Annotated in this window: 24 protein-coding genes and 1 riboswitch; of the genes, 18 read left to right on the plus strand and 6 right to left on the minus strand. The window is 58.4% G+C overall.

The features are described from left to right. Positions 1-156: 156 nt before the first annotated feature. From RGV06_RS20220 to purM, 3 genes are read right to left on the minus strand one after another with little or no spacing between them, the layout of a single operon-like run. The gene (locus tag RGV06_RS20220) at positions 157-870 is read right to left on the minus strand and encodes a DUF3108 domain-containing protein (protein ID WP_019827731.1); all 714 of its coding nucleotides are present in this window, start codon (positions 868-870) and stop codon (positions 157-159) included. A gap of 8 nt (positions 871-878) precedes the next feature. Continuing rightward, entirely contained in the window at positions 879-1,529 is a 651-nt protein-coding gene (gene purN, locus RGV06_RS20225) for a phosphoribosylglycinamide formyltransferase (protein WP_019827730.1), read from the minus strand. Next, the gene (purM, locus tag RGV06_RS20230; protein WP_019827729.1) at positions 1,529-2,587 is read right to left on the minus strand and encodes a phosphoribosylformylglycinamidine cyclo-ligase; all 1,059 of its coding nucleotides are present in this window, start codon (positions 2,585-2,587) and stop codon (positions 1,529-1,531) included. The genes purN and purM overlap by 1 nt, the downstream gene beginning before the upstream one ends. Before the next feature lie 382 nt (positions 2,588-2,969). Here purM and RGV06_RS20235 point away from each other — a divergent pair, with 382 nt between their 5' ends. The 5 genes from RGV06_RS20235 (at position 2,970) to RGV06_RS20255 (ending at position 7,580) form a co-directional block, all read left to right on the plus strand. Then, the gene (locus RGV06_RS20235) at positions 2,970-4,004 is read left to right on the plus strand and encodes a DUF2066 domain-containing protein (RefSeq protein ID WP_322151036.1); all 1,035 of its coding nucleotides are present in this window, start codon (positions 2,970-2,972) and stop codon (positions 4,002-4,004) included. Between the two features lie 35 nt (positions 4,005-4,039). Beyond that, positions 4,040-5,113, plus strand: coding sequence for an AI-2E family transporter (locus RGV06_RS20240; protein WP_019827726.1), 1,074 nt, complete (start codon positions 4,040-4,042; stop codon positions 5,111-5,113). Between the two features lie 226 nt (positions 5,114-5,339). Then, positions 5,340-6,044, plus strand: a complete 705-nt coding sequence (hda, locus tag RGV06_RS20245; RefSeq protein ID WP_019827725.1) for a DnaA regulatory inactivator Hda — start codon at positions 5,340-5,342, stop codon at positions 6,042-6,044. A gap of 224 nt (positions 6,045-6,268) precedes the next feature. Then, entirely contained in the window at positions 6,269-6,895 is a 627-nt protein-coding gene (locus RGV06_RS20250) for a C40 family peptidase (protein WP_322151038.1), read from the plus strand. Positions 6,896-7,040: 145 nt separating this feature from the next. After that, positions 7,041-7,580, plus strand: a complete 540-nt coding sequence (locus RGV06_RS20255) for a C40 family peptidase (RefSeq protein WP_019827723.1) — start codon at positions 7,041-7,043, stop codon at positions 7,578-7,580. A 111-nt stretch (positions 7,581-7,691) separates the two neighbouring features. Here RGV06_RS20255 and RGV06_RS20260 read toward each other — a convergent pair whose 3' ends face one another. After that, on the minus strand, positions 7,692-9,011 hold the full coding sequence (locus RGV06_RS20260; RefSeq protein WP_037032654.1) for a PQQ-dependent sugar dehydrogenase: 1,320 nt from the start codon (positions 9,009-9,011) through the stop codon (positions 7,692-7,694). A 127-nt stretch (positions 9,012-9,138) separates the two neighbouring features. Further along, positions 9,139-9,384, plus strand: a riboswitch (cobalamin riboswitch). 81 nt (positions 9,385-9,465) lie between these two features. Here RGV06_RS20260 and cobO point away from each other — a divergent pair. The 13 genes from cobO (at position 9,466) to RGV06_RS20325 (ending at position 20,847) form a co-directional block, all read left to right on the plus strand. Then, on the plus strand, positions 9,466-10,077 hold the full coding sequence (gene cobO, locus RGV06_RS20265) for a cob(I)yrinic acid a,c-diamide adenosyltransferase (RefSeq protein WP_048351047.1): 612 nt from the start codon (positions 9,466-9,468) through the stop codon (positions 10,075-10,077). A gap of 10 nt (positions 10,078-10,087) precedes the next feature. Beyond that, on the plus strand, positions 10,088-11,401 hold the full coding sequence (locus RGV06_RS20270) for a cobyrinate a,c-diamide synthase (RefSeq protein WP_322151042.1): 1,314 nt from the start codon (positions 10,088-10,090) through the stop codon (positions 11,399-11,401). Next, a complete protein-coding gene (gene bluB / locus RGV06_RS20275; RefSeq protein ID WP_019827718.1) occupies positions 11,398-12,048 on the plus strand; it encodes a 5,6-dimethylbenzimidazole synthase in 651 nt (216 codons plus the stop codon). Before RGV06_RS20270 ends, bluB begins: the two co-directional genes overlap by 4 nt. Next, positions 12,045-12,953 (plus strand): adenosylcobinamide-phosphate synthase CbiB, encoded by a 909-nt coding sequence (cbiB, locus tag RGV06_RS20280; RefSeq protein WP_046808889.1) that lies wholly within the window; start codon positions 12,045-12,047, stop codon positions 12,951-12,953. Before bluB ends, cbiB begins: the two co-directional genes overlap by 4 nt. Then, complete coding sequence (gene cobD, locus RGV06_RS20285) at positions 12,946-13,938, plus strand: threonine-phosphate decarboxylase CobD (protein WP_019827714.1); 993 nt, start codon at positions 12,946-12,948, stop codon at positions 13,936-13,938. Before cbiB ends, cobD begins: the two co-directional genes overlap by 8 nt. Beyond that, positions 13,935-15,386 (plus strand): cobyric acid synthase, encoded by a 1,452-nt coding sequence (locus RGV06_RS20290; RefSeq protein WP_019827712.1) that lies wholly within the window; start codon positions 13,935-13,937, stop codon positions 15,384-15,386. Before cobD ends, RGV06_RS20290 begins: the two co-directional genes overlap by 4 nt. An 84-nt stretch (positions 15,387-15,470) precedes the next feature. After that, on the plus strand, positions 15,471-15,992 hold the full coding sequence (gene cobU, locus RGV06_RS20295; RefSeq protein WP_019827710.1) for a bifunctional adenosylcobinamide kinase/adenosylcobinamide-phosphate guanylyltransferase: 522 nt from the start codon (positions 15,471-15,473) through the stop codon (positions 15,990-15,992). After that, a complete protein-coding gene (cobT, locus tag RGV06_RS20300) occupies positions 15,989-17,044 on the plus strand; it encodes a nicotinate-nucleotide--dimethylbenzimidazole phosphoribosyltransferase (RefSeq protein WP_322151046.1) in 1,056 nt (351 codons plus the stop codon). The genes cobU and cobT overlap by 4 nt, the downstream gene beginning before the upstream one ends. Next, positions 17,041-17,619: an alpha-ribazole phosphatase family protein gene (gene cobC, locus RGV06_RS20305; RefSeq protein WP_322151048.1), complete on the plus strand. Its 579-nt coding sequence runs from the start codon at positions 17,041-17,043 to the stop codon at positions 17,617-17,619. The genes cobT and cobC overlap by 4 nt, the downstream gene beginning before the upstream one ends. Continuing rightward, on the plus strand, positions 17,619-18,356 hold the full coding sequence (locus tag RGV06_RS20310; protein ID WP_019827706.1) for an adenosylcobinamide-GDP ribazoletransferase: 738 nt from the start codon (positions 17,619-17,621) through the stop codon (positions 18,354-18,356). The genes cobC and RGV06_RS20310 overlap by 1 nt, the downstream gene beginning before the upstream one ends. Before the next feature lie 78 nt (positions 18,357-18,434). Beyond that, entirely contained in the window at positions 18,435-18,848 is a 414-nt protein-coding gene (locus tag RGV06_RS20315; RefSeq protein ID WP_019827705.1) for a MarR family winged helix-turn-helix transcriptional regulator, read from the plus strand. A gap of 65 nt (positions 18,849-18,913) precedes the next feature. Beyond that, positions 18,914-20,122, plus strand: coding sequence for an MFS transporter (locus tag RGV06_RS20320; protein ID WP_019827704.1), 1,209 nt, complete (start codon positions 18,914-18,916; stop codon positions 20,120-20,122). A 173-nt stretch (positions 20,123-20,295) separates the two neighbouring features. Further along, the gene (locus RGV06_RS20325) at positions 20,296-20,847 is read left to right on the plus strand and encodes a glutathione peroxidase (protein ID WP_019827703.1); all 552 of its coding nucleotides are present in this window, start codon (positions 20,296-20,298) and stop codon (positions 20,845-20,847) included. An 86-nt stretch (positions 20,848-20,933) separates the two neighbouring features. Here the strand turns inward: RGV06_RS20325 and RGV06_RS20330 are convergent, their stop codons facing one another. Then, positions 20,934-22,214 (minus strand): OmpP1/FadL family transporter, encoded by a 1,281-nt coding sequence (locus RGV06_RS20330; RefSeq protein WP_019827702.1) that lies wholly within the window; start codon positions 22,212-22,214, stop codon positions 20,934-20,936. Between the two features lie 146 nt (positions 22,215-22,360). Continuing rightward, entirely contained in the window at positions 22,361-22,840 is a 480-nt protein-coding gene (locus RGV06_RS20335; RefSeq protein ID WP_019827701.1) for a hypothetical protein, read from the minus strand. Positions 22,841-22,944 lie beyond the last annotated feature (104 nt).

Genomic DNA, 22,944 nt, shown 5'->3' on the forward strand with positions numbered 1-22,944 from the left:
GCTGTCATGTTGTAAAAAAGCGCATAACCCTGGAGCCCTTGTAATACGTGGTGTTTACGGTTTTGCTCATAAGTTTTATGAATAAAGTTTCATGTTCATGTCGTTCAGCGGGCCAAAAAAAACCTCGCCGAAGCGAGGTTTTCTGAGGCTTGCGGTTTAGTTGCCTTTGACCGTTTTGCCATTCACCGTGCCGTCCAGCAGCATGATGTTGTATTCCTTGCCGTCTTTTTCGACCTGACGCAGCTTGACCAGCAGCGAATCCCAGTTCTTGGCGAACCACATTTCTGTGATGCGCTTGTTCTGTGTTGGATCGCGTACGCGCTCAACCTTGATTGCGTCTACCTTGCCCGCCTTGGTTTCGACCACTTCAGGGCCGATCACGCGGAAGTCATAGGTGTCGACGTCGTTACCATCAACCACTTGGTAACTCATGGATTTTTTACCCGCTTCTACATCACGTTGAAGCGCGAGCTGGTAGGTGGACTTGTCGAGCATGCCGGTAAGCAGCGGCACTTTGACTGCGTCGCCCTGGTCGGTGCCGGTGACCATTTTGGTCGCCCAGTCGAAGTCCAGATCGATCTTTTTCGCTTTACCCAGGCCGCCACGTTCGAAGTGGTAGGTCAGCGGGATCAGCGTATTTTTCTCAATCTTGAGGGTGCTTTCTTCGTTAAGGCTGGCCACCAGCATCGACGCCTTGAAGTTCAAGGTCCAGATGCCGTTGTCACTCTTGGTCAGGCTGCGCTCGGCGGAACCGCTCATGGGCAACTGTTTCCAGTCAGCGGTGTAGCTGGCCTTGAAAGGCTGAAGTTCGGCTGCATGCACTGCTGGAATAGCCAGCAGGCTGAAGGCGAGAAGCAGGGCACGACGCATAAGTTCTCCTAGGTTCGTATCAAGTGGCCGCTGGCCGCAAGTAATTGACCGTCCAATAATGCGCCTTGCTCGTCAAGTGACAAGCGACCTTCGGCAAACCAGCGCACTGCAAGCGGATATATCCGGTGTTCCTGGGTGTGAACCCGTTGCGCCAGAGCGTGCGCAGAGTCATTGGACTCTACCGGTATCACTGCCTGTACGACCAGAGGTCCGCCGTCGAGTTCCTCGGTCACAAAGTGAACACTGCAGCCGTGTTCGCGATCGCCCGCTTCCAGCGCGCGCTGATGCGTATGCAAGCCTTTGTATTTAGGCAGCAGCGAAGGGTGGATGTTGAGCAGGCGACCCTGATAGTGACGCACAAAATCTGCGCTGAGAATGCGCATGAATCCGGCCAGAACCACCAGTTGCGGTTTGAATTCGTCGATGATCTTGATCAATGCAGCATCGAAGGCCTCGCGGCCCTCGAATGCTTTGTGATCCAGTACGCGGGTATCGATACCCGCGTCTTTGGCGCGTTGCAAGCCGTAGGCATCTGCGCGGTTGGAGATGACCGCACGGATTCTTGCCGGGCTGTCCTTGATGTCATTGCTGTCGATCAAGGCTTGCAAGTTGCTACCGGTGCCGGAAAGCAGCACCACTACATCACAGGTATCAGGCATTAGTGCGCCTTGAGGTTTTGCAGCTCAACTTGTGGTGCGCCTTCGGCGGCCGTTGCGATCTGGCCGATAACCCAAGGTTGCTCGCCTGCTTCACGCAGTACGTTCAGCGCAGTTTCAACGTCAGCCTGTGCCACGCAGATCACCATGCCAACGCCGCAGTTCAGCACGCGGTGCATTTCGTTTTCGTCCACGTTGCCTTTTTCTTGCAGCCAGTCGAATACGGCAGGGCGCTGCCAGCTGGCAACGTCCACAACCGCCTGGGCGCCTTTTGGCAGAACGCGCGGGATGTTGTCGAGCAGGCCACCACCGGTGATGTGGGCCATGGCTTTAACAACGCCGGTTTCTTTGATCAGCTTGAGCAGCGGCTTGACGTAGATGCGGGTTGGCGCCATCAGCAGGTCGGTCAGCGGCTTGCCGTCGAGCTGGATGTTTTCGATGTCGGCACCGGATACTTCGATGATCTTGCGGATCAGCGAGTAACCGTTGGAGTGCGGGCCCGAAGACGGCAGGGCGAGCAGGGCGTCGCCGGCAGCAACCTTGGAGCCGTCGATGATTTCGGATTTCTCTACAACGCCCACGCAGAAGCCGGCCAGGTCGTAGTCTTCGCCTTCGTACATGCCAGGCATTTCAGCGGTTTCGCCGCCTACCAGCGAGCAGCCGGACAGTTCGCAGCCAGCGCCGATACCGGTAACCACTTGGGTCGCGGTTTCTACGTTGAGCTTGCCGGTAGCGTAGTAGTCGAGGAAGAACAGAGGCTCGGCGCCGCATACGATCAGGTCGTTAACGCACATGGCAACCAGGTCGATACCGATGCTGTCGTGTTTGTTCAGGTTCAGTGCCAGGCGCAGCTTGGTGCCAACGCCGTCAGTGCCGGAAACCAGAACAGGCTGCTTGTAGCCAGCCGGGATTTCGCAGAGGGCGCCAAAACCGCCGAGGCCGCCCATCACTTCCGGGCGTGCAGTGCGCTTGGCCACGCTCTTGATGCGTTCGACCAATGCTTCACCGGCGTCGATGTCTACACCGGCGTCTTTGTAGCTCAGGGATGGTTGCTTGCTCATAATCCAGGCCTTTAGGGGGGATTCGGGGGTATCGACCGAGTTCAGGGGGCAAGCTTGCAAGTGCTCGTCAAGTGCATCAGAGCATTTACAGGGTGCCCGGCTGTTGGCGGTCTGCGAAGGCGCGCGATTTTATCAGGCTTGAAGGGCAGCGGCCATCCTCGGGCCGACAGGCAGGGTTATATCTGTCGAAAAAAACCTTTTTTAGTCGTACTTGGGTCTGTGTGCGGGCCTGTATAAGGTATAGCGAATTACTTTTGAGTTTTTATGACCGAATGAAAACTGCGATACGGGCGTGAATGATTTGGCAGCAGCCGTGTCAGAAGTCTGTTCGAGTGTTTTTATGGCGTCCTTTTAGGCTGCTTTTTGTGATCGGGAATCTTTCATGCGTCTGAGCCAATTTTTAGCCGTGGGCTGTTTGTCCTTTTTTAGCCTGGCAAGTCATGCCGAAATCCTGACCGACCTTTATCAAGTGCGTGAGCCGGTGGCCAGCCAGTCACCCGATGAACGCACCCAGGCCACGCAAAAGGCACTGGAAACCCTGGTACTGCGTTTGACGGGTGATGCCAAGGCGGTTCAAAACCTCGGGCTTGAGGCGATTCGCAAGGACCCGCAGCAGATCATCAGTCGGTATGGTTATGACGCTGGCCCGCCAGAAAGCCTGCAGGTGGATTTCGACCCGGTGAGTACTGATCGGGCGTTGCGCCAGGCCGGTTTGTCGCTGTGGGGCAGTAATCGTCCCGCCTTGCTCGGCTGGTGGTTGAACGATTCGGTCGATGGGTCGAGCCTGGTCGGGGACGGTCAATCTGTGGCTGAACCCTTGCGCCGTGCAGCGCAGCACCGCGGGTTGCCATTGCGCTTGCCGCTGGCAGATCTCAGTGAACAGCTGGTGGGTACGGCTGAAAACCTTGAGGGCAGTAATCCCGCACCGTTGAAGGAGGCTTCAGAGCGCTACGGCGCGGATGCCTTGCTGGCTGTACATGCCCGTGAAGACGATGGGCAGTGGAGTGCCAAGTGGCGTTTGTGGGTAGGCGACCAGCAGGAGCAGGGCAGTGCGCAGGCACCGGATCAGGCGGCACTGGCCGATGCCGTGATGCTTGCGGTGAGCCAGCGTCTGGCCCCGCGTTATGCGGTCAAGCCCGGGGTCTCCACGGAGCAATTGCTTGAAGTGCAAGGCATGACGCTGCCGCGCTATGCGCAACTGTGGCATCTGCTCGAGCCTTTCGGCGCGCAACTAAAGAGTGTCGACGGTGATCGTATTGTGTATCTGGTAAATGGCAGTGCCGAGCAGTTGCGTTCGCAACTTGGACTGGCGCAGCTACAGGAAGTACCGGCAGAGCAGGTGCCTGCTGCGGCGGGCGCAGGGCAAGCGGCCGGTGCTGCTTCTACACCAACGGCGCAGCTTCGGTTTCGCTGGTAGGTTGTTGTCTTCTTTATATAGGGATGGGGTGGCTCATGGCTGATTCGCGACAGTGGGTGTGGTGGGGCGTAGGGTTGGGCTTGGCCCTGTTTTTATATTTTTTGCATCCGATACTCACGCCTTTTCTGGTCGCAATCGTCCTGGCCTATATGTTCGACCCTGTGGTTGATCGGCTGGAAAAAGCCGGGCTTTCAAGAACCTGGGGCACGGTCGCGGTCTTTGCACTGTTCACGGTCATCATGATGACGTTGATATTGGTGTTGGTGCCGTTGCTGGCCAAGCAGCTCTTGAAGCTTTATCAGTTGGCACCCCTGGTACTCGACTGGTTGCAGCACACGGCGATGCCGTGGGTGCAGGCCAAGCTTGGTTTGAGCGACAGCTTTTGGAAGTTCGACAAGATCAAGGCCGCAATCACTGAGCACATGGGGCAGGCCACCGACATTGTCGGCATAGTTTTGTCCCAGGCCACGGCTTCCAGTCTGGCGTTGATCGGCTTCCTGGCCAACCTGGTGCTGATTCCAGTCGTAGCGTTTTACCTGCTGCGAGACTGGAACATCATGCTGGCCAAGATTCGCAACTTGTTGCCGCGTGCACGGGCCGATCAAATTGTGTCTCTGGCCAAGGAGTGTCACGACGTGCTCGGCGCTTTTGTGAAAGGCCAGTTGCTGGTGATGCTGGCGTTGGGGGTGATTTACTCTGCCGGTCTGATGCTGGTCGGGCTTGAGCTGGGGCTGTTGATCGGCTTGATGGCAGGGCTGGCGGCTATCGTGCCGTATATGGGCTTTATCGTCGGTATTGGTGCCGCCCTGATCGCCGGACTGTTCCAGTTTGGCGGGGACCTGTACCCGATGCTCGGAATCGTGGCTGTGTTTATGGTCGGTCAGGCGCTGGAGGGTACGGTACTTACACCCTTGCTGGTGGGTGACAAGATCGGTATGCATCCGGTGGCCGTGATCTTCGCGATTCTTGCGGGTGGCGAGCTGTTTGGTTTTACCGGAGTGTTACTGGCATTGCCGGTAGCGGCGGTGATCATGGTGCTGGTGCGTCATGTGCAGGAGTTGTACAAGGACTCTCATGCCTATAAAGGCAGTGAAGACCCGGAGCTGTAACGGCAAGGTGCTATGAAGGGCGGGCTCACCGGGTAGGTGATCCCGCCTTTTTCATGTGCGCTTGAAGCGCCTGAAATGTCAGAAAAAGATCAAACAATCCAAGACCTTAACGCAAACCTTTGATTTTGCTCGTGGTCTGTTACATTGTGTGCCCGGTTACACGGGTATAAACTTTTAATACTTTACACAGAGGCCACTAACAGTTCGCTTGAACTGTTCAGTCAGCATGAAACCGATTCAGCTGCCCCTAGGTGTGCGTCTGCGTGATGACGCAACCTTCATAAATTACTATCCAGGCGCCAATGCCGCTGCACTCGGCTATGTCGAGCGACTGTGCGAAGCCGACGCCGGCTGGACAGAAAGCCTGATCTATCTCTGGGGCAAGCAGGGTGTAGGCCGCACGCACTTGCTACAGGCCGCCTGCCTGCGCTTTGAGCAAATGGGTGAGCCGGCGGTGTACTTGCCTCTGGCCGAGTTGCTGGATCGCGGTATTGAAATCCTCGATAACCTTGAGCAGTACGAACTGGTCTGCCTGGATGATCTTCAGGCGGTGGCCGGGCGTGCTGACTGGGAAGAGGCGCTGTTTCACCTGTTCAATCGCCTGCGCGACAGCGGGCGCCGTCTACTGATTGCGGCGTCTACCTCGCCACGCGAGCTGCCAATCAAACTGGCTGACCTCAAGTCCCGCCTGACCCTTGCGCTGGTGTTTCAGATGCGCCCCTTGTCTGATGAAGACAAGCTGCGTGCCTTGCAGTTGCGCGCATCACGTCGCGGTCTGCATCTGACCGACGAAGTCGGACATTTCATCCTCACGCGAGGCACTCGCAGCATGAGTGCTTTGTTCGATCTGCTAGAACGGCTCGATCAAGCGTCCCTGCAGGCACAGCGCAAGCTGACGATTCCTTTCCTGAAAGAAACCCTGGGCTGGTAGCTCACCCCTTTAAAACTGCGGTCTTCAGCCATTTTTGACGTTTTTAAGGCGTCAGAAAACCCGCGCGGCTCAAGAGCTGTGGGCGCAAAATCTGTCGTCAGGGGTGTAAAGCCTTAGATGTCACGATAAAACCAACAAGTCACATTTAGATCGATTGAATTTGCAAATGAGGATCATAGAAGGCATAGTCGCGGCTACTTTTCTTACAAGCCACGGTCGTGCCCATGCTAAAGCGCTTCGCACCCCTCGTGCCTCTCGCACTCGTTACCCTGTTGTTTGGCTGCGCTGCCCACACGCCAGTGTCGCAGCAAGTTGTCGATCAACAGGTTCAAAAGCCATCGTCGGTATCGCAATCTTCCGCTCTTTATCAGGAAGAACTGGCCACCGAAAAAGAACTGGCTGAGTTTTCCGTCAACAGCAAGCCTTACCAATTGCCCGCCCTGGCTGACAGCATCCTTGAGCGCGGCATGTCCCTGATCGGTACGCGTTACCGTTTTGGCGGCACCTCTGAGGCAGGTTTCGATTGCAGCGGCTTTATCGGTTACCTTTTCAAGGAAGAAGCTGGCATGCAGTTGCCGCGCTCAACCCGTGAAATGATCAACGTAAAAGCACCGCTGGTCGCACGAAACAACCTTAAACCTGGTGACTTGTTGTTCTTCAGCACCAATGGTCGTGGCCGTGTCAGTCATGCCGGTATTTACCTGGGGGATGACCAGTTTATTCACTCCAGCAGCCGCCGCAGCGGTGGTGTACGGATTGATAACCTGGGTGACAGCTACTGGAGCAAGACCTTTATTGAGGCCAAGCGCGCCCTGGCGATGGCACCGGCGAGCGTAGTAGCCCGCAAGTAAAGTTAATGTCTTACTTGAAGTTTGGCTGCTAAGGGCTAGAATTCAGTCGCATTGTTAAATTCTTGAAGCCGCGAAGGTGTCCCCTCTCGCTGCTTCAGGTTTCGCGGCCAGAGTTGCCGTATCCAGAATCAGGAACATTCTGTTTATGTCGACCATGGCCCGTGTTGCCCTCTTGACCTTAGCAGCACTGCTTAGTGCTTGCGCCAGCCCCCCGCCCCCTGCCCCGGTGGTCAAAAAGCCTGTTGTGTTTGCCAACCCTTATGAAGAAACCTCGCCGGTAGCCGCCGACGTGCTGTTTCGCGCCTTGGGTCTGGTGGGCACGCCTTATCGCTGGGGTGGTAATACTCCGGATTCCGGCTTCGATTGCAGTGGTCTGATCAAGTACGTGTACAACGACGCGGCGGGCATTTCATTGCCGCGCACCACCCGCGAAATGATCGTGATGCAGGCGCAAAGTGTCGGTCAGGACAAATTGCAAACCGGTGACTTGCTGTTTTTTGCCACCAATGGCGGTTCTCAGGTCAGCCATGCCGGGATCTACGTAGGCGAAGGCCGTTTTGTGCACGCACCGGCCACAGGCGGTACGGTCAAGCTGGACAGTCTCAACAAAGCCTACTGGCAGAAAGCCTATCTGAATGCCAAGCGCGTGTTGCCGACCGAGCAGCATCTGGCGCGTCTGCCGTAAACCCGAACCTGCATCACGCTGGGTGGGAGCGGGCTTGCTCGCGATGGATACAACGCGGTGTAACTGCCACGCCGCGGTGATCCAATCGCGAGTAAGCCCGCTCCCACTGTTTCATTTGCTGGTAGGCTTTGCCGACACCCGCCAAACCTTGTTGCCGACATCATCGGCCACCAGCAAATCCCCTTGCTTATCGATGACCACGCCTACCGGCCGGCCCATGGCTTTTTCGTCCGCGTTGAGAAAACCGCTCAGTACATCAACTGGCATGCCTGTGGGCTTTCCGTCAGCAAAAGGTACAAAAATCACTTTGTAACCACTGTGCGGTTTGCGGTTCCAGGAGCCGTGCTGGCCAATGAACGCGCCTTGGGTGAAGTCGGGCAGTTTGCTGCCTTCGGCAAAACTCAGCCCCAGGGATGCAGTGTGCGGGCCGACGGCATAGTCCGGTGCAATGGCTTTGGCGACCAGTTCCGGATTTTGCGGGTTGACCCGTACATCCACGTGCTGGCCGTAATAGCTGTAGGGCCAGCCATAGAAACCACCATCCTTGACTGAGGTGATGTAATCGGGGACCAGATCGCTGCCGATTTCGTCACGTTCGTTAACTGCTGTCCAGAGTGTGCCGGTTTTGGGTTCCCAGTCCAGGCCGTTGGGGTTGCGCAGGCCAGAAGCGAAAATCCGGTGATTGCCGGTAGCGCGATCAACCTCCCAGATCGCGGCGCGGCCTTCTTCCTTGTCCATGCCGTTCTCGCCCACGTTGCTGTTGGAGCCAACGGTGACATACAGCTTGGTGCCATCAGGGCTGGCGATGACGTTTTTAGTCCAGTGATGGTTCAGCGGGCCGCCTGGCAAATCGAGGACCTTGACCGGCTTCGCCTTGATGCTGTTTTCGCCCGCCTGATAGGGGAAGCGCAGCAGCTTGTCGGCGTCGGCGACATACAGATCGTTGCCTACGAGGGTCATGCCAAAGGGGGAGTTCAGATTGTCGAGAAAAACCGTGCGAGTTTCAGCCACTCCGTCGTGGTCTGCATCGCGCAACAAGGTGATCCTGTTCGCGCTCGGCACACCGGCGCCTGCGCGGCTCATGACTTTGTCCGCGATCCAGCCCTTGATACCCTTGCTGTCATCCGGCTTGGGCGGTGCATTGGTTTCCGCGACCAGCACATCGCCGTTGGGCAATACGTAGAGCCAGCGCGGATGGTCCAGGCCTTCGGCGAAAGCGGCGACCTTCAAACCTTGGGCGGCAATCGGTGTGGAGCCCTCAGCCCAACCGACCGCCGGGGCGATATTGACGGTGGGTATAAGCGTCTTGTTCGGTTCAGGCAGCTTCGGCGACGGGCCGGTGCCATCACTCACTTGCAGGGTCGAAGTCTCGCCGCAGGCAGCCAATCCTGCCGCAAGTACGATGACAATAGCGTGCTGGCGCTTGAGCATGAAGAACTCCATTAAGTTTGGTCTTGTAGGTCATAGAGAAGCGTAGCCCCTCAAAGGTTCAGCCCGCAGCTTTGTATAAACCCTTTTGGTGCCACCTTTAATTGACGCTCCACCCCCAACCCTCTAACCTTCGCGGCTTGTTTCAGGTGCTCGGCAACGTAAGGTTGGCCGAGTGAAACAGGGAAGCCGGTGAGGGCGTGTTTGACCCACACAACCGCCATGATCCCGGCGCTGCCCCCGCAACGGTAAATGAGTCAATGCCACGCTGAGTGCCACTGTGTTTCTTCACGGGAAGGCGCGTGGTCAGGGTGTGTCCCGCAGGGGGCTAAACCGCTTATGAGCCCGGAGACCGGCCTGATCCATCCAGCATCCTCGCGGCGGGCGAGGACGTGCCGATTATTTGACTATCCCCCCGCCTCCCGTTTGCATCATTGAGCCCCAACGGAGAGCTGCCATGAACGAATCCCCCGAACGCGACGAACGTCATCAGGCGCGCATGCTGCGCAAAAAAGCCGTCATGGATGAGCGCATTGCCAGCTCGCCCAATGAGTGCGGGCTACTGCTGGTGTTGACCGGCAATGGTAAAGGCAAAAGCAGTTCCGCTTTTGGCATGCTGGCCCGGGCCATGGGCCACGGCATGCAGTGCGGCGTGGTGCAGTTCATCAAGGGACGCAACAGCACCGGCGAAGAGATCTTCTTTCGCCGCTTCCCCGAGCAGGTGCGCTACCACGTGATGGGCGAAGGCTTTACCTGGGAAACCCAGGATCGCCAACGCGATATCGCCGCTGCCGAAGCCGCGTGGGAAGTGTCCCGAGAAATGCTGCGTGACCCGTCCATCGGGCTGGTGGTACTGGATGAGCTGAACATCGCACTCAAGCATGGCTACCTGGACCTTGAGCAGATCCTCGCCGACCTGCAGGCCCGTCCTTTGATGCAGCATGTACTGGTCACCGGACGTGGCGCCAAACCTGAACTGATAGACCTGGCCGATACCGTGACCGAAATGGGTGTGGTCAAACACGCCTTTCAGGCCGGGATCAAAGCTCAGAAAGGCATCGAATTGTGAGTGTTCCAGCATGAGAGAGTCGCGTCATTGCCCGGCGGTGTTGATCGCCGCGCCGGCTTCCGGTCAGGGCAAGACCACCGTAACCGCTGCCTTGGCCCGATTGCATCGCAATCAGGGGCGCAAAGTGCGGGTGTTTAAATGTGGCCCGGATTTTCTCGACCCGATGATTCTGGAGCGTGCCAGCGGTGCGCCGGTGTATCAGGTGGATTTGTGGATGGTGGGTGCGGATGAAAGTCGCCGCCTGCTGTGGGAGGCCGCCGGTGAAGCAGACCTGATCCTGATCGAAGGCGTCATGGGGTTGTTCGACGGTACGCCGTCCAGCGCCGATCTGGCGCGGCATTTTGGCGTCCCGGTATTGGGTGTGATTGATGGCACTGCAATGGCCCAGACGTTCGGTGCCCTGGCCTTGGGACTGGCGCGCTACCAGCCGGATCTGCCGTTCGCCGGGGTGCTGGCCAACCGGGTCGGCACGGTGCGTCATGCCCAGTTGCTCGAAGGCAGCCTGACCGAAGGCTTGCGCTGGTACGGGGCGTTGTCCCGTGAGACCGGTATCGAGTTGCCGAGTCGGCATTTGGGGCTGGTGCAGGCCAGTGAGCTCAACGACCTGGATGCGCGTCTCGACGCGGCAGCCAATGCTTTGGCCAGTACCTGTGAGGTAGCGCTGCCACCCGCCGTTGAATTTGCCGCGCCTGAGCCCGTGACGGTCGAGCCATTGTTGGCTGGGGTTCGAATTGCTGTAGCCCGGGATGAAGCCTTTGCCTTCACCTATGGAGCGAGTCTGGACCTGTTGCGGACGATGGGAGCCGAGCTGGTGTTTTTTTCGCCGATTCGCGATGTCCGCCTGCCAGAAGCTGACAGCCTTTATTTGCCGGGCGGTTATCCCGAGTTGCATCACCTTGAGCTGTCGCGCAATGCACCGATGCTTGAGGCGATCCGCACCCATCACGCCGCCGGTAAACCGCTGCTGGCCGAATGTGGTGGCATGCTTTATCTGCTCGATGCCTTGACCGATGTTGACGGTCAGCGAGCCGAGCTGGTGGGTTTGCTGACGGGGGAGGCGACGATGCAAAAGCGTCTGGCGGCGTTGGCATTGCAATCGGTGGACATGCCCGAAGGGCTGCTGCGTGGTCACACTTACCATCACTCGCTGACCAGCACTGAGCTTGAACCTGTTGCCCGTGGCCTGAGCCCCAATGGCGGGCGCGGTGCCGAAGCGGTGTATCGCGAAGGGCGGATGACCGCCTCTTACGTGCACTTCTACTTTCCGTCCAATCCTCAAGCCATTGCTGCGCTGTTTGCGCCGTGTACTGTGAAGGCGTCATGACCGACAACGCCTTTAGCCCTGAAGAGCGCGCAGCCGTGTACCGCGCCATTGCCGAGCGCCGCGACATGCGGCACTTCAGTGGTGGCAGCGTGGCACCCGAACTGTTATCGCGTTTGCTGGAAGCGGCGCACCAGGCTCCGAGCGTGGGACTGATGCAGCCGTGGCGGTTTATCCGCATTACTGACCGGGCACTGCGGGGCAAGATCCAGGGATTGGTCGAAGCTGAGCGGGTACGTACCGCCGAGGCGTTGGGCCAGCGCTCCGATGAGTTCATGACGCTCAAGGTCGAAGGTATACAGGACTGCGCCGAGGTGCTGGTGGCGGCGTTGATGGATGACCGTGAAAAGCATATTTTTGGCCGACGCACCCTGCCGGAAATGGACATGGCGTCGTTGTCGTGTGCGATTCAAAACCTGTGGTTGGCGGCGCGTGTCGAAGGCTTGGGCATGGGCTGGGTGTCGTTGTTCGAGCCTGAAGCCCTGGCCGATTTACTGGGTTTACCTGCGGGAGCCAAACCTCTGGCCGTGTTGTGTCTGGGCCCGGTCGAGGCCTTTTATCCGGCACCCATGCTGGTGCTGGAAGGGTGGGCGCAAGCGCGTCCGCTGAGTGAACTGGTGTATGAGAATTATTGGGGAGTGAGTCCATGAGTGTGGCGTTGCTGTGCGTCGCCGGTGTGGCGCTTGATGCGCTGTTTGGCGAGCCCAAGCGCTGGCATCCGCTGGTCGCGTTTGGCCGCATGGCCGAGCGTATCGAGCAGCGGTTCAATTCTGGCGGACGTGGCTGGCGCAGTCATGGGGTGACGGCCTGGGTGCTGGCGGTGCTGCCGTTGACGATCCTTGCAACGGCTCTTTCATGGCTGCCGTATATCGGCTGGCTGGTGGAAATTCTGGCACTGTATTGCGCGTTGGGCATGCGCAGCCTTGGCGAGCACGTTCAGCCGGTTGCCGAGGCCTTGCGCGCCAATGACCTGGACGAGGCGCGGACCCGGGTCGGTTATCTGGTCAGTCGCCAAACCAGCGAGCTGGATTCGACTGAAGTTGCCCGCGCTGCCACTGAGTCTGTGCTCGAAAATGGCAGTGATGCGGTCTTCGCCACTATTTTCTGGTTTGTCGTGGCGGGAGCGCCGGGTGTGGTGCTCTATCGTTTAAGTAATACGCTGGACGCGATGTGGGGTTATCGCAACGAGCGCTTTGAGCGTTTTGGTTGGGCTGCTGCCCGTATCGACGATGTTCTTAACTATATTCCTGCAAGGTTGGTGGCGTTGACTTACGCCGTGCTGGGTAAAACCCGACTGGCCTTGAAGTGCTGGCGCAAGCAGGCACCTCAGTGGGACAGCCCCAATGCAGGCCCGGTAATGGCCGCAGGCGCAGGTGCCCTGGGTGTTGAGCTGGGTGGCCCGGCGATTTATCACGGCGAACTGCATGAGCGCCCGCAGTTGGGCGAAGGCGTGCCAGCGGATGCCGACTCGATTGGTCGTGGTTGGCAGTTGGTGCAACGTGGCGTATGGCTGTGGCTATTGGTTCTGTGTGCGTGGAGTGAATTCTATGCTTGAGCACGGCGGACGTTTACGCAGGGCGGCGCAGCATTACGGTATTGCCGAGGCTGACTGGCTGGATTTGTCCACTGGACTGGCGCCCTGGCCCTTTGATATTCCCCCTGTACCCGAGCGTGCCTGGGCGCGTTTGCCTGAAACCGACGATGGTCTTGAGCAAGCCGCCTGTGCCTATTACGGCGCGTTGAGTGTCTTGCCGGTGCCGGGCTCGCAGTGCGCGATCCAGCTGCTGCCGCGCCTGCGTCGCAGTGGCAAGGTGGGTGTGCTGTCGCCGTGTTACGCCGAACATGCACATGCCTGGAGGCACAGCGGGCATATCGTGCGTGAAATCATGGAACAGGAAGTCGATTTCTACCTCGACACGCTGGACGTGCTGGTGGTGGTCAATCCCAACAACCCTACCGGGTTGAAGCTGTCGCCGGAGCGTTTGCTGGAATGGCATGCGCGGCTGGTGCAGCGCGGTGGCTGGCTGGTGGTGGACGAAGCCTTTATGGACAACACTCCAGAACTTAGTCTGGCCGAGCACACACAGCGTACCGGGCTGATCGTGTTGCGTTCTTTCGGCAAGTTTTTTGGTCTGGCCGGGGTACGGTTGGGTTTTGTGCTGGCCGAGCAAAAATTACTCAAGTTGCTGGCCGAGCAAGTTGGGCCCTGGGCCGTTAGCGGTCCCACGCGTATCGTCGGTCAGGCCTGCCTGCTCGACACCGACGGCCATGCTCGCCAGCGCGAGCGCAGTGAGCTGGCCAGCGGGCGGCTTGAGCGATTGCTGGGGTTGCATGATTTGCCGCCGTACGGCGGCTGTGCATTGTTCCAGTGGTTAATCACGCCTCACGCCGATCGCCTGTACGAATTTATGGCGCACCGCGGCATTTTGCTGCGCCTGTTTGCCCACAACAGCAGCGTACGTTTTGGCCTGCCTGCCGATGAGGCTGACTGGGTGCGCCTGGAGCAGGCATTGGCAGCGTATACCAAGGAAACCACATGAGTACGTTGATGGTGCAAGGCACCACATCCGATGCCGGCAAGAGCACGCTGGTGACGGCCCTGTGCCGCTGGCTGACCCGCCAGGGCGTCGCTGTGGTGCCGTTCAAACCGCAAAACATGGCGCTCAACAGCGCAGTGACCGCCGAGGGTGGCGAGATCGGTCGTGCCCAGGCAGTGCAGGCCCAGGCGGCTGGATTGGCGCCGCACACGGACATGAATCCGGTGCTGCTCAAGCCCAATAGCGACACCGGTGCCCAAGTGATTATTCACGGGCGTGCCGTCACCAGCATGAATGCGGTGGCGTATCACGACTACAAGGCCATTGCCATGCAAGCGGTATTGGCCTCGCATCAGCGTTTGAGTGCCGCATATCCGGTGGTCATGGTCGAGGGCGCGGGTTCGCCGGCCGAGATCAATTTGCGGGCCGGTGATATCGCCAACATGGGCTTTGCCGAAGCGGTTGATTGCCCGGTGGTGTTGATTGCCGATATCAATCGCGGCGGGGTGTTTGCCCATCTGGTCGGCACTCTGGAGTTGCTGTCCGAGACCGAACAGGCACGGGTCAAGGGGTTCATCATCAACCGTTTTCGTGGCGATATCGCGTTGCTCCAGCCCGGCCTCGACTGGCTGGAACAACGCACCGGCAAACCGGTGATCGGCGTGTTGCCCTATGTGATGGACCTGCATCTTGAGGCCGAAGACGGCATTGATCAGCGCCAGACTGACAAGGTCGAACAGGTGCTCAACGTGGTGGTGCCGGTATTGCCGCGTATCAGCAATCACACCGACTTCGATCCATTGCGCCTGCACCCGCAAGTAAACCTGCAGTTTGTGGGGCCGGGGCAACCGATCCCGCCCGCAGACTTGATCATCCTGCCTGGCTCCAAGAGCGTGCGCAGCGATCTGGCGTACTTGCGCGCCAATGGCTGGGATGCGGCCATCAGCCGTCATTTGCGTTACGGCGGAAAACTGCTTGGAATTTGCGGCGGTTTGCAGATGCTCGGTGAGCAGGTCCACGACCCGCTGGGCCTTGAAGGGCCAGCCGGTTCAAGTGCCGGGTTGGGCTTGCTGGCGTTTAGCACCGAGCTTGCAGCCGAGAAGCAGTTGCGCAATGTGCGCGGGCATTTGACTCTTGAGAACGCACTCGTCAGCGGCTATGAAATCCACGCCGGCGTGACCACGGGCGTAGCGCTGGAGCTACCAGTGGTGCACCTGGATGACGGGCGCTGTGATGGCGCGCAAAGTGCGGACGGGCAAATCCTCGGCACTTATCTGCATGGTGTGTTCGAGTCGCCTGCGGCTTGCAGTGCGTTGCTGCGTTGGGCCGGTTTGCAGGATGTGCAAGAAGTGGACTACCACGCCCTGCGCGAGCGAGATATCGAACGGCTGGCGGATCTGGTGGAAAACCATCTGGATACCGCGTACTTGCGAGCGTTGTGCAGAATTTAAATCTGTGGGAGCGAGCCTGCTCGCGAAGCCGCATTGGAGTTTTCGCGAGCAGGCTCGCTCCCACAGTTCCAGAGGTTTATTGACATGCTGCAACTGATTTTGGGTGGTGCCCGCTCGGGTAAAAGCCGTCTGGCTGAAAAGCTGGCGACCGAGTCCGGCTGTGCCGTCACCTACATAGCCACCAGTCAGCCGCTGGACGGTGAGATGAACGAGCGCGTGCGCCATCATCGCGAACGTCGTCCCGGGCATTGGGCGCTCATCGAGGAGCCGATTGAGCTGGCCCGGGTGCTGCGTGACAACGCTCGCGCCGATGCTTGTTTGCTGGTGGATTGCCTGACGCTGTGGCTGACCAATCTGCTGATGCTCGAAGACCCGCAGCGCTTGAATGCCGAGCGTGACGCGCTGTTGGAATGCCTGGCTGATCTGCCGGGCGAAATTGTGTTTGTCAGCAACGAAACCGGAATGGGTGTCGTGCCGCTGGGCGAATTGACTCGCCGCTATGTCGATGAAGCCGGTTGGTTGCATCAAGCCCTGGCCGAACGCTGTCAGCGAGTCGTGCTGACAGTGGCGGGCCTGCCCCTGACGTTGAAAGGAACTGCATTATGAGCACCCCTTGGTGGCTGAACCCCTGCAAGCCCGTTGACCGTGACATGCAAGCGGCCGCGGCCGAGCGTCAGCAGCAACTGACCAAGCCCGCAGGCTCCCTGGGTCAGCTTGAGGCGTTGGCGGTGCAACTGGCTGGTTTGCAAGGGCGACTCAAGCCCCGTGTCGATCAGGTATGGATCGGGATTTTTGCAGGTGATCACGGCGTAGTCGCTGAAGGTGTGTCGGCCTATCCGCAAGCGGTCACCGGGCAAATGCTGCACAACTTTGTCAGTGGTGGTGCGGCAATCAGTGTGCTGGCCCGCCAATTGGGCGCGCAACTGGATGTGGTGGACCTGGGTACGGTGACGCCGATGCTTGATCTGCCGGGTGTGCGTCACTTGCAGTTGGGCGCGGGTACGGCCAATTTTGCGACGGGTCCTGCGATGTCCGACGCTCTGGGTTTGAAAGCTCTGCACGCTGGGCGCGACAGTATTTTGCGGGCACAGGCTGCAGGCAGCGAGGTGTTTATCGGCGGTGAAATGGGGATCGGCAATACCGCGTCTGCCAGTGCCGTGGCCAGTGCGCTGCTTGATTGCCCGGCCTCACTGTTGACCGGGCCAGGCACGGGGCTGGATGCAGCCGGTGTAAGCCACAAGGCACGGGTGATTGACCGTGCGCTGGCGTTGCATGCCGGTCACCTCGACGATCCGCTGCAGACTCTGTTTCGCTTGGGGGGCTTTGAAATTGCTGCCTTGGTCGGCGCCTATGTGGCCTGTGCCCAGGAAGGCATCGTGGCGGTGGTCGATGGATTTATCTGCACCGTCGCGGCCATGGTCGCCGTGCGCTTGAATCCGCTGTGTCGCGATTGGTTGATCTTCAGTCATCGAGGGGCTGAGCAGGGCCATCGCCATGTGCTGGAAAGCTTGCAGGCTGAGCCGTTGCTTGATCTGGGCTTGCGTCTGGGCGAGGGCAGCGGTGCAGCGTTGGTGGTGCCGTTGATGCGTTTGGCGTGCGACCTGCACGGGCAGATGGCGACCTTTGCCGAAGCCGCCGTGGCAGATCGTCCGGCATGACCGTGCAGCTGGATTTGCTGCGTCATGGCGAGACCGAGCTGGGTGGCGGTTTGCGCGGCAGCCTTGACGACGCCTTGACGACATTGGGCTGGACGCAAATGCGAGATACCGTGACAGGCCAAGGACCGTGGGATCGAATCGTCAGCTCGCCGTTGCAACGCTGCGCATTGTTTGCCCGGGAACTGAGCGAGCAGCTCGATCTGCCTGTGTCGTTCGACAAGGATCTGCAAGAACTTCATTTTGGTGCTTGGGAAGGGCAGAGCGCTGCGGCGCTGATGGAAGTCGATGAGCAAGCCTTGGGCTTGTTCTGGGCCGACCCTTACGCCTTTACCCCGCCCGACGGAGAGCCAGTGCTTGAGTTCTCGGCGCGGGTGCTATCGGCCGTCAGCCGTTTGCAGCGGGATTTTGCAGGCCAGCGGGTGCTGGTGGTATGCCATGGCGGGGTGATGAAGTTGTTGTTGGCCCAGGCTCGCGGTATGCCTCGCGAGCAGTTGCTGCAAGTACCGGTAATCCACGGCGCGCTGTTCGGGTTGCAGGTCGGCCCCGATGGAGAACTCGCCGAGGTCGATCAGTGATGTTGCCGTTCTGGATTGCCTTGCAGTTTTTGAGCAGCTTGCCAATTCGCCTGCCGGGTATGCCCCAGCCTCAGGAAATGGGGCGTTCACTGCTGTTTTATCCGCTGGTGGGCTTGCTGTTCGGTTTGCTGTTGTGGGGCCTCAATGCACTGCTGACAGATGCGCCGCTGATGTTGCACGCCGCTTTACTGTTGACGGCTTGGGTGTTGCTCAGCGGCGGGCTGCATCTGGATGGCCTGGCTGACAGTGCCGATGCCTGGCTGGGTGGCTTTGGCGATCGCGAGCGCACGCTGACCATCATGAAAGACCCCCGCAGCGGACCGATCGCGGTGGTTACGCTGACGTTGGTGTTATTGCTCAAGTTCTGTGCGCTGCTGGCGTTGATAGAACAGCACAACGGAGCACTACTTCTGATCGCTCCCTTGATCGGGCGCAGCGCTTTGCTGGCCGTATTCCTGACCACCCCGTATGTACGGGCCGGTGGTTTGGGGCAGGCGCTGGCTGACCATTTGCCGCGCAAGGCGGGCTGGTGGATGTTGGGAGGCAGTGCCCTGGCGTGTGTGGTATTGGCCGGGTATGCCGGGTTGTGGGCATTGCTACTGGCAGCCGTGGGGTTTGAAGGGCTACGCCGGGTGATGATGCGCCGTCTGGGAGGCACCACGGGCGATACCGCTGGTGCGCTGCTGGAGTTGCTCGAAGTGCTGGTGTTGGTTGGGCTGGCGTTGATCGTTGCCTAACGTGCTGCCAGATTCACCAAGGTTGATCGCTCTGAGATAAATCTTGATTCTGTTTTATTGCGGGTATATACATACAAAATGTTACCAACTCAGTGTTTATGCACCAATCTGCGACGTGCTGCGCGTGGCGTGAGCAGGCATTACGACGGCGCTCTCGACGGCTTCGGGATCAACGTCGCCCAGTATTCTTTGCTGTGTAATCTCAAGCGGCTCGATCAACCCAGCATTTCCAGCCTGGCAGAAGCGATGGGGCTGGATCGCAGTACGTTGGGGCGTAATGTGCGGGTGCTTGAGGGCGCGGGTCTGTTGAAACTGATGGAGGGGGCTGATCAGCGTAATCGTCTGGTTTGCCTGACCCAGGCAGGGGACGAGTGCTTGACGGCTGCCCTGCCTGCCTGGGAGGACGCTCAGCAGCGCTTGATGGATCGTTTGGGTGAAGCCAAGCGCGCACAACTGTTACAGCTATTGGATGAGTTGGCAGGCACTGATTGAGAACACCCCCTAGGGGGCAGCGGTTCGATTATAAATGGGTATATACCCGCTCCCGGAGAACAACAATGACATCGGTGTGGCGCAACAGTGGATGGGTCCTTCTTGGCAGTGCGCTTATCCTGGCTCTGTCTTTGGGCGTAAGGCATGGGTTCGGTCTGTTTCTGCCTCCCATGAGCGCGCAATTTGGCTGGGGGCGTGAGGTGTTTGCCTTTGCTATTGCCTTGCAGAACCTGATCTGGGGCCTGGCTCAGCCTTTTACCGGGGCGCTGGCAGACCGCTTTGGCGCGGCCAGGGTGGTGATCGTCGGGGGTGTGTTGTATGCGGTGGGGTTGCTGTTGATGGGACTGTCGGATTCGCCGCTGTCACTGTCGTTGAGCGCGGGGCTGCTGATCGGGATCGGTCTGTCCGGTACTTCGTTCTCGGTAATCCTGGGTGTCGTCGGGCGCGCCTTGCCCGCAGAAAAACGCAGCATGGGCATGGGGATTGCCAGTGCGGCGGGGTCTTTTGGTCAGTTCGCGATGTTGCCCGGTACCTTGGGGTTGATTGGCTGGCTCGGCTGGTCGACGGCGCTATTGGTGTTGGGTGTGTTGGTGGCGCTGATTGTGCCGTTGGTCAGCATGCTCAAGGATCGGCCGTTACCCAATCTGGGTGGCGAGCAAACCCTCAAGGAGGCTCTGCGTGAGGCGTGCTCGCACTCGGGCTTCTGGCTATTGGCGTTTGGCTTTTTTGTCTGCGGCTTTCAGGTGGTGTTTATTGGCATCCACTTGCCGGCCTATCTGGTGGATCAGCACCTTCCTGCGACAGTGGGTACGACGGTGCTTGCGCTGATTGGCCTGTTCAATATTTTTGGTACCTACACCGCCGGTTGGCTAGGAGGGCGGATGTCCAAGCCCCGTTTGTTGACAGGTTTGTACCTGGCCCGGGCGGTGGTGATTGTGTTGTTTCTGTGGGCGCCAGTAACGCAGTTCAGTGCATATCTGTTCGGCATGGCCATGGGGTTTTTGTGGCTGTCGACAGTGCCATTGACCAACGGTACGGTGGCAACCATGTTTGGCGTCCGTAACTTGTCGATGCTGGGCGGGATCGTATTTTTGTTCCATCAGCTCGGGGCATTCCTGGGCGGCTGGTTGGGTGGCGTGGTCTATGATCAGACAGGTAGTTACGATCTGATCTGGCAGGTCTCGATCTTGTTAAGCCTGTTGGCTGCGGCCTTGAACTGGCCGGTGCGCGAGCGCCCGGTGGCCCGTTTGCAGGCGCAGGGGAGTATGGGGTGAATTCAACCTGGATATGGCTCGGTGCAGCCAGTATTGGTGTTTTGTTGCTGGCCCTTGTGTGGTGGGGCTGGCATCAAGGCGGACTGGCTTTAATGCAGTTAGGCATGGGCGCTTGCTAGTGTGGCGTCGGGTGAGTAAGTTCTGAGCCTGCCTCTTTTTAAAGGACACCGATGATGCTTAAGCGCTGGATTGCGATGCCTGTACTGCTGATAGCTTGTGCCGGCTCGGTTTGGGCGGCGGATTGTCCCCCTTTGCTGGAAGGCACATTGCCTAAATTGCGGGCCAAGGAATCGATTGATCTGTGCCAGCGCTTTGCAGGCAAGCCGCTGTTGATCGTCAATACGGCGAGCTTTTGCGGCTTTGCCCCTCAATTCAAGGGGCTTGAGGCTCTGAACCAGCGCTACAAGGGTCAGGGGCTGGAGTTGATTGGTGTGCCGTCGGATGACTTCAAGCAGGAATCCAAAGATGGCGAAGAGACGGCCAAGGTGTGTTACGTCAATTACGGTGTGACTTTCACCATGATCGATCCGCAGCATGTGCGTGGGCCTGATGCGACGCACCTGTTCAAGGTACTGGCCGAGCAGAGCAGCGCGCCGAAGTGGAATTTCTATAAGTACGTGGTTGATCGTCAGGGCAATGTGATTGCCAGCTTCTCTAGCCTGACCAAACCCGATAGCCCGGAATTGATCGAGGCGATCGACAAGGCCATTGCTTCAAAGCCCTGAAACGCACCCATTAAAAATCCCCGCCTCGGTAACGAGAGCGGGGATTTTTTTGATTCAGCAGGCGAGGCGGTTGGCCTCGCGGTGAATCAGAACTTGTAGGTTGCACCTACTGCAAAGCCGTTAGCGCTGTTTTCATATTTGGCGCTGTAGCGGTTGATGCCTTTCGAATCGTTGACCTTGACCGACTCTTCCTTCAGGTAGGAGTAAGCCGCATCAATGGTCAGGTTCTCGTTGACGGCATAACCGGCACCCAAACTGAAGATCGTCCGGTCACCGGTAGGAATGCGTGGCGAGCGATTTTCATTGTTGGTAGGCGATTGGTCCCAGGTCAGGCCGGTACGCAGTACCCACTGCTTGTTCAACTGATAAGACGTGCCAATGGCGTAAGCCCAGGTGTCGTGCCAGTTTTGATCTTCTTTGATGGTGGTGAAAGCTTGAGCGCCACCTGCGCCAGCGTTGGCAGCAGTAACGCCTTCGTTTTTGACGGTAATGTCTTTCAGACGGCTCCAGCGCGTCCATGTAGTACCGGCATAGAGCTTCCATGCATCAGACATATCTTGGGTGACGGACAGGTCCCAGGACTCTGGGGTGTCGATCGACAGCGAAGCGTCATAGCGATTGCTTTTCAGCAGTCCAGCTGGTGTTCCGGCGCCAGCCTCGATGTCAGTGTGACCCTTGAGCTTGTAGCTGACTTTGGAGTGGTAGGTCAGGCCAACGCGGGTGGTGTCTGTCGCTTGCACCAAAATACCGGCGTTGAACCCCAGAGCTGTATCGTCGCCTTTGATTTTGACGTGGGCTTCAGGGGTGCCCGGGACCAGCGCAAGATCAGATTCCAGCTTGCCAGCGATGCGGTTGATGGTTGGACCGAAGCCTACCGAAACCCGATCGTTGAATGCATAGCTGACAGTAGGCTGCAAGGTGACGACAGCAACGTCACTGGTGCTACCGAATGCACGGCCCTGGAAGTTTTTTTCATATTCTGTGGCAAGGCCGAATGGGGCATATACACCAAAGCCAACAGCCCACTGGTCGTTGAGTCGATTTGTATAGAAACCCATCGGTACGCCGGTGAAGGGCACCATATCGCCTTTGTTGGTACCTCTGGCGTTACCGCTGGCATCCTTGATGTTGGATGATGCATCAATTACAGCGACACCGCCGGTCACTTGCTGACCTTGAAGGCGGGACATACCGGCAGGGTTACCAAAAACAGTACTTGCATCGTCGGCAGAAGATGAACGACCTGCGAAACCGGTCCCCATACCGCTGACGCTTTGTTCGTTAAGTGCGAAGCCGCTGGCGAAAATCTGGCTGGAAGCCAAAGTGACAGCGAGGCCAAGTGTGGTCTTGAGCATTACTTTTTTCATTATTAGAACTCCTTATGATCACCGGACGAAAACTACCAACATTTTTGTTGAAGCGCTATAGGCTAAATCGCAGAAGATAGCGATGTTTTGTAGGACAATCCGACCGGTTTCAGGCTTTTTAGAGATTGTTGTAAGTGGCGGAAATCTCAAGCCACTTGGTTGAGAGGTAAAACGCAGGTACGCCAAGCATGGGCGAAATCCCGTAAACGTCCATGTGGTTCAAAGGCTTGGCGCCAAATTCTTGCCATGCCCAGCAGGTCATCGGCTGGTGGGATGGCGATCTTTTGCTGTTCGATCAACAACCAGGCAATGGCCGTGGCATACCGCAAATTAACGGTGAGCTCGAGGTGAGGGCTGCACAAGAATGCATGCTGGCTGGCCAGCCCCCGAACCAGGCTCGCCAGATCGGGGTCGTGGGCCAGGTACCCATCCCACAAGGCTGAATGACGAAGTTCGCGTATGCAGTAAAGGCCATGACCGTGACGATCATGCAGAGCCGAGCCTAAATGTGACTGGCTGGCTGCAATACCTAGCAACAAAGCTTCTGCGTCCGGGTTGTCCTGCCCCAGATACAGAAGCGTTGGTCGAATCACGTACTGGCTCAATTCCCTGGCGGCGATACCCATAAAGTCCTCGAGGCCCGAAATGACCAGCGATACCCTAGAGCTTGGCAGCTGTGGATCGAAAGGGTTCGCTGGAAGCGGAACATGCCGCTTAAGTTGAAGTGTAG

Origin of the sequence: Pseudomonas sp. CCI3.1 (genome assembly GCF_034313985.1) — a bacterium.
GTDB classification, from domain to species: Bacteria; Pseudomonadota; Gammaproteobacteria; order Pseudomonadales; family Pseudomonadaceae; genus Aquipseudomonas; species Aquipseudomonas psychrophila.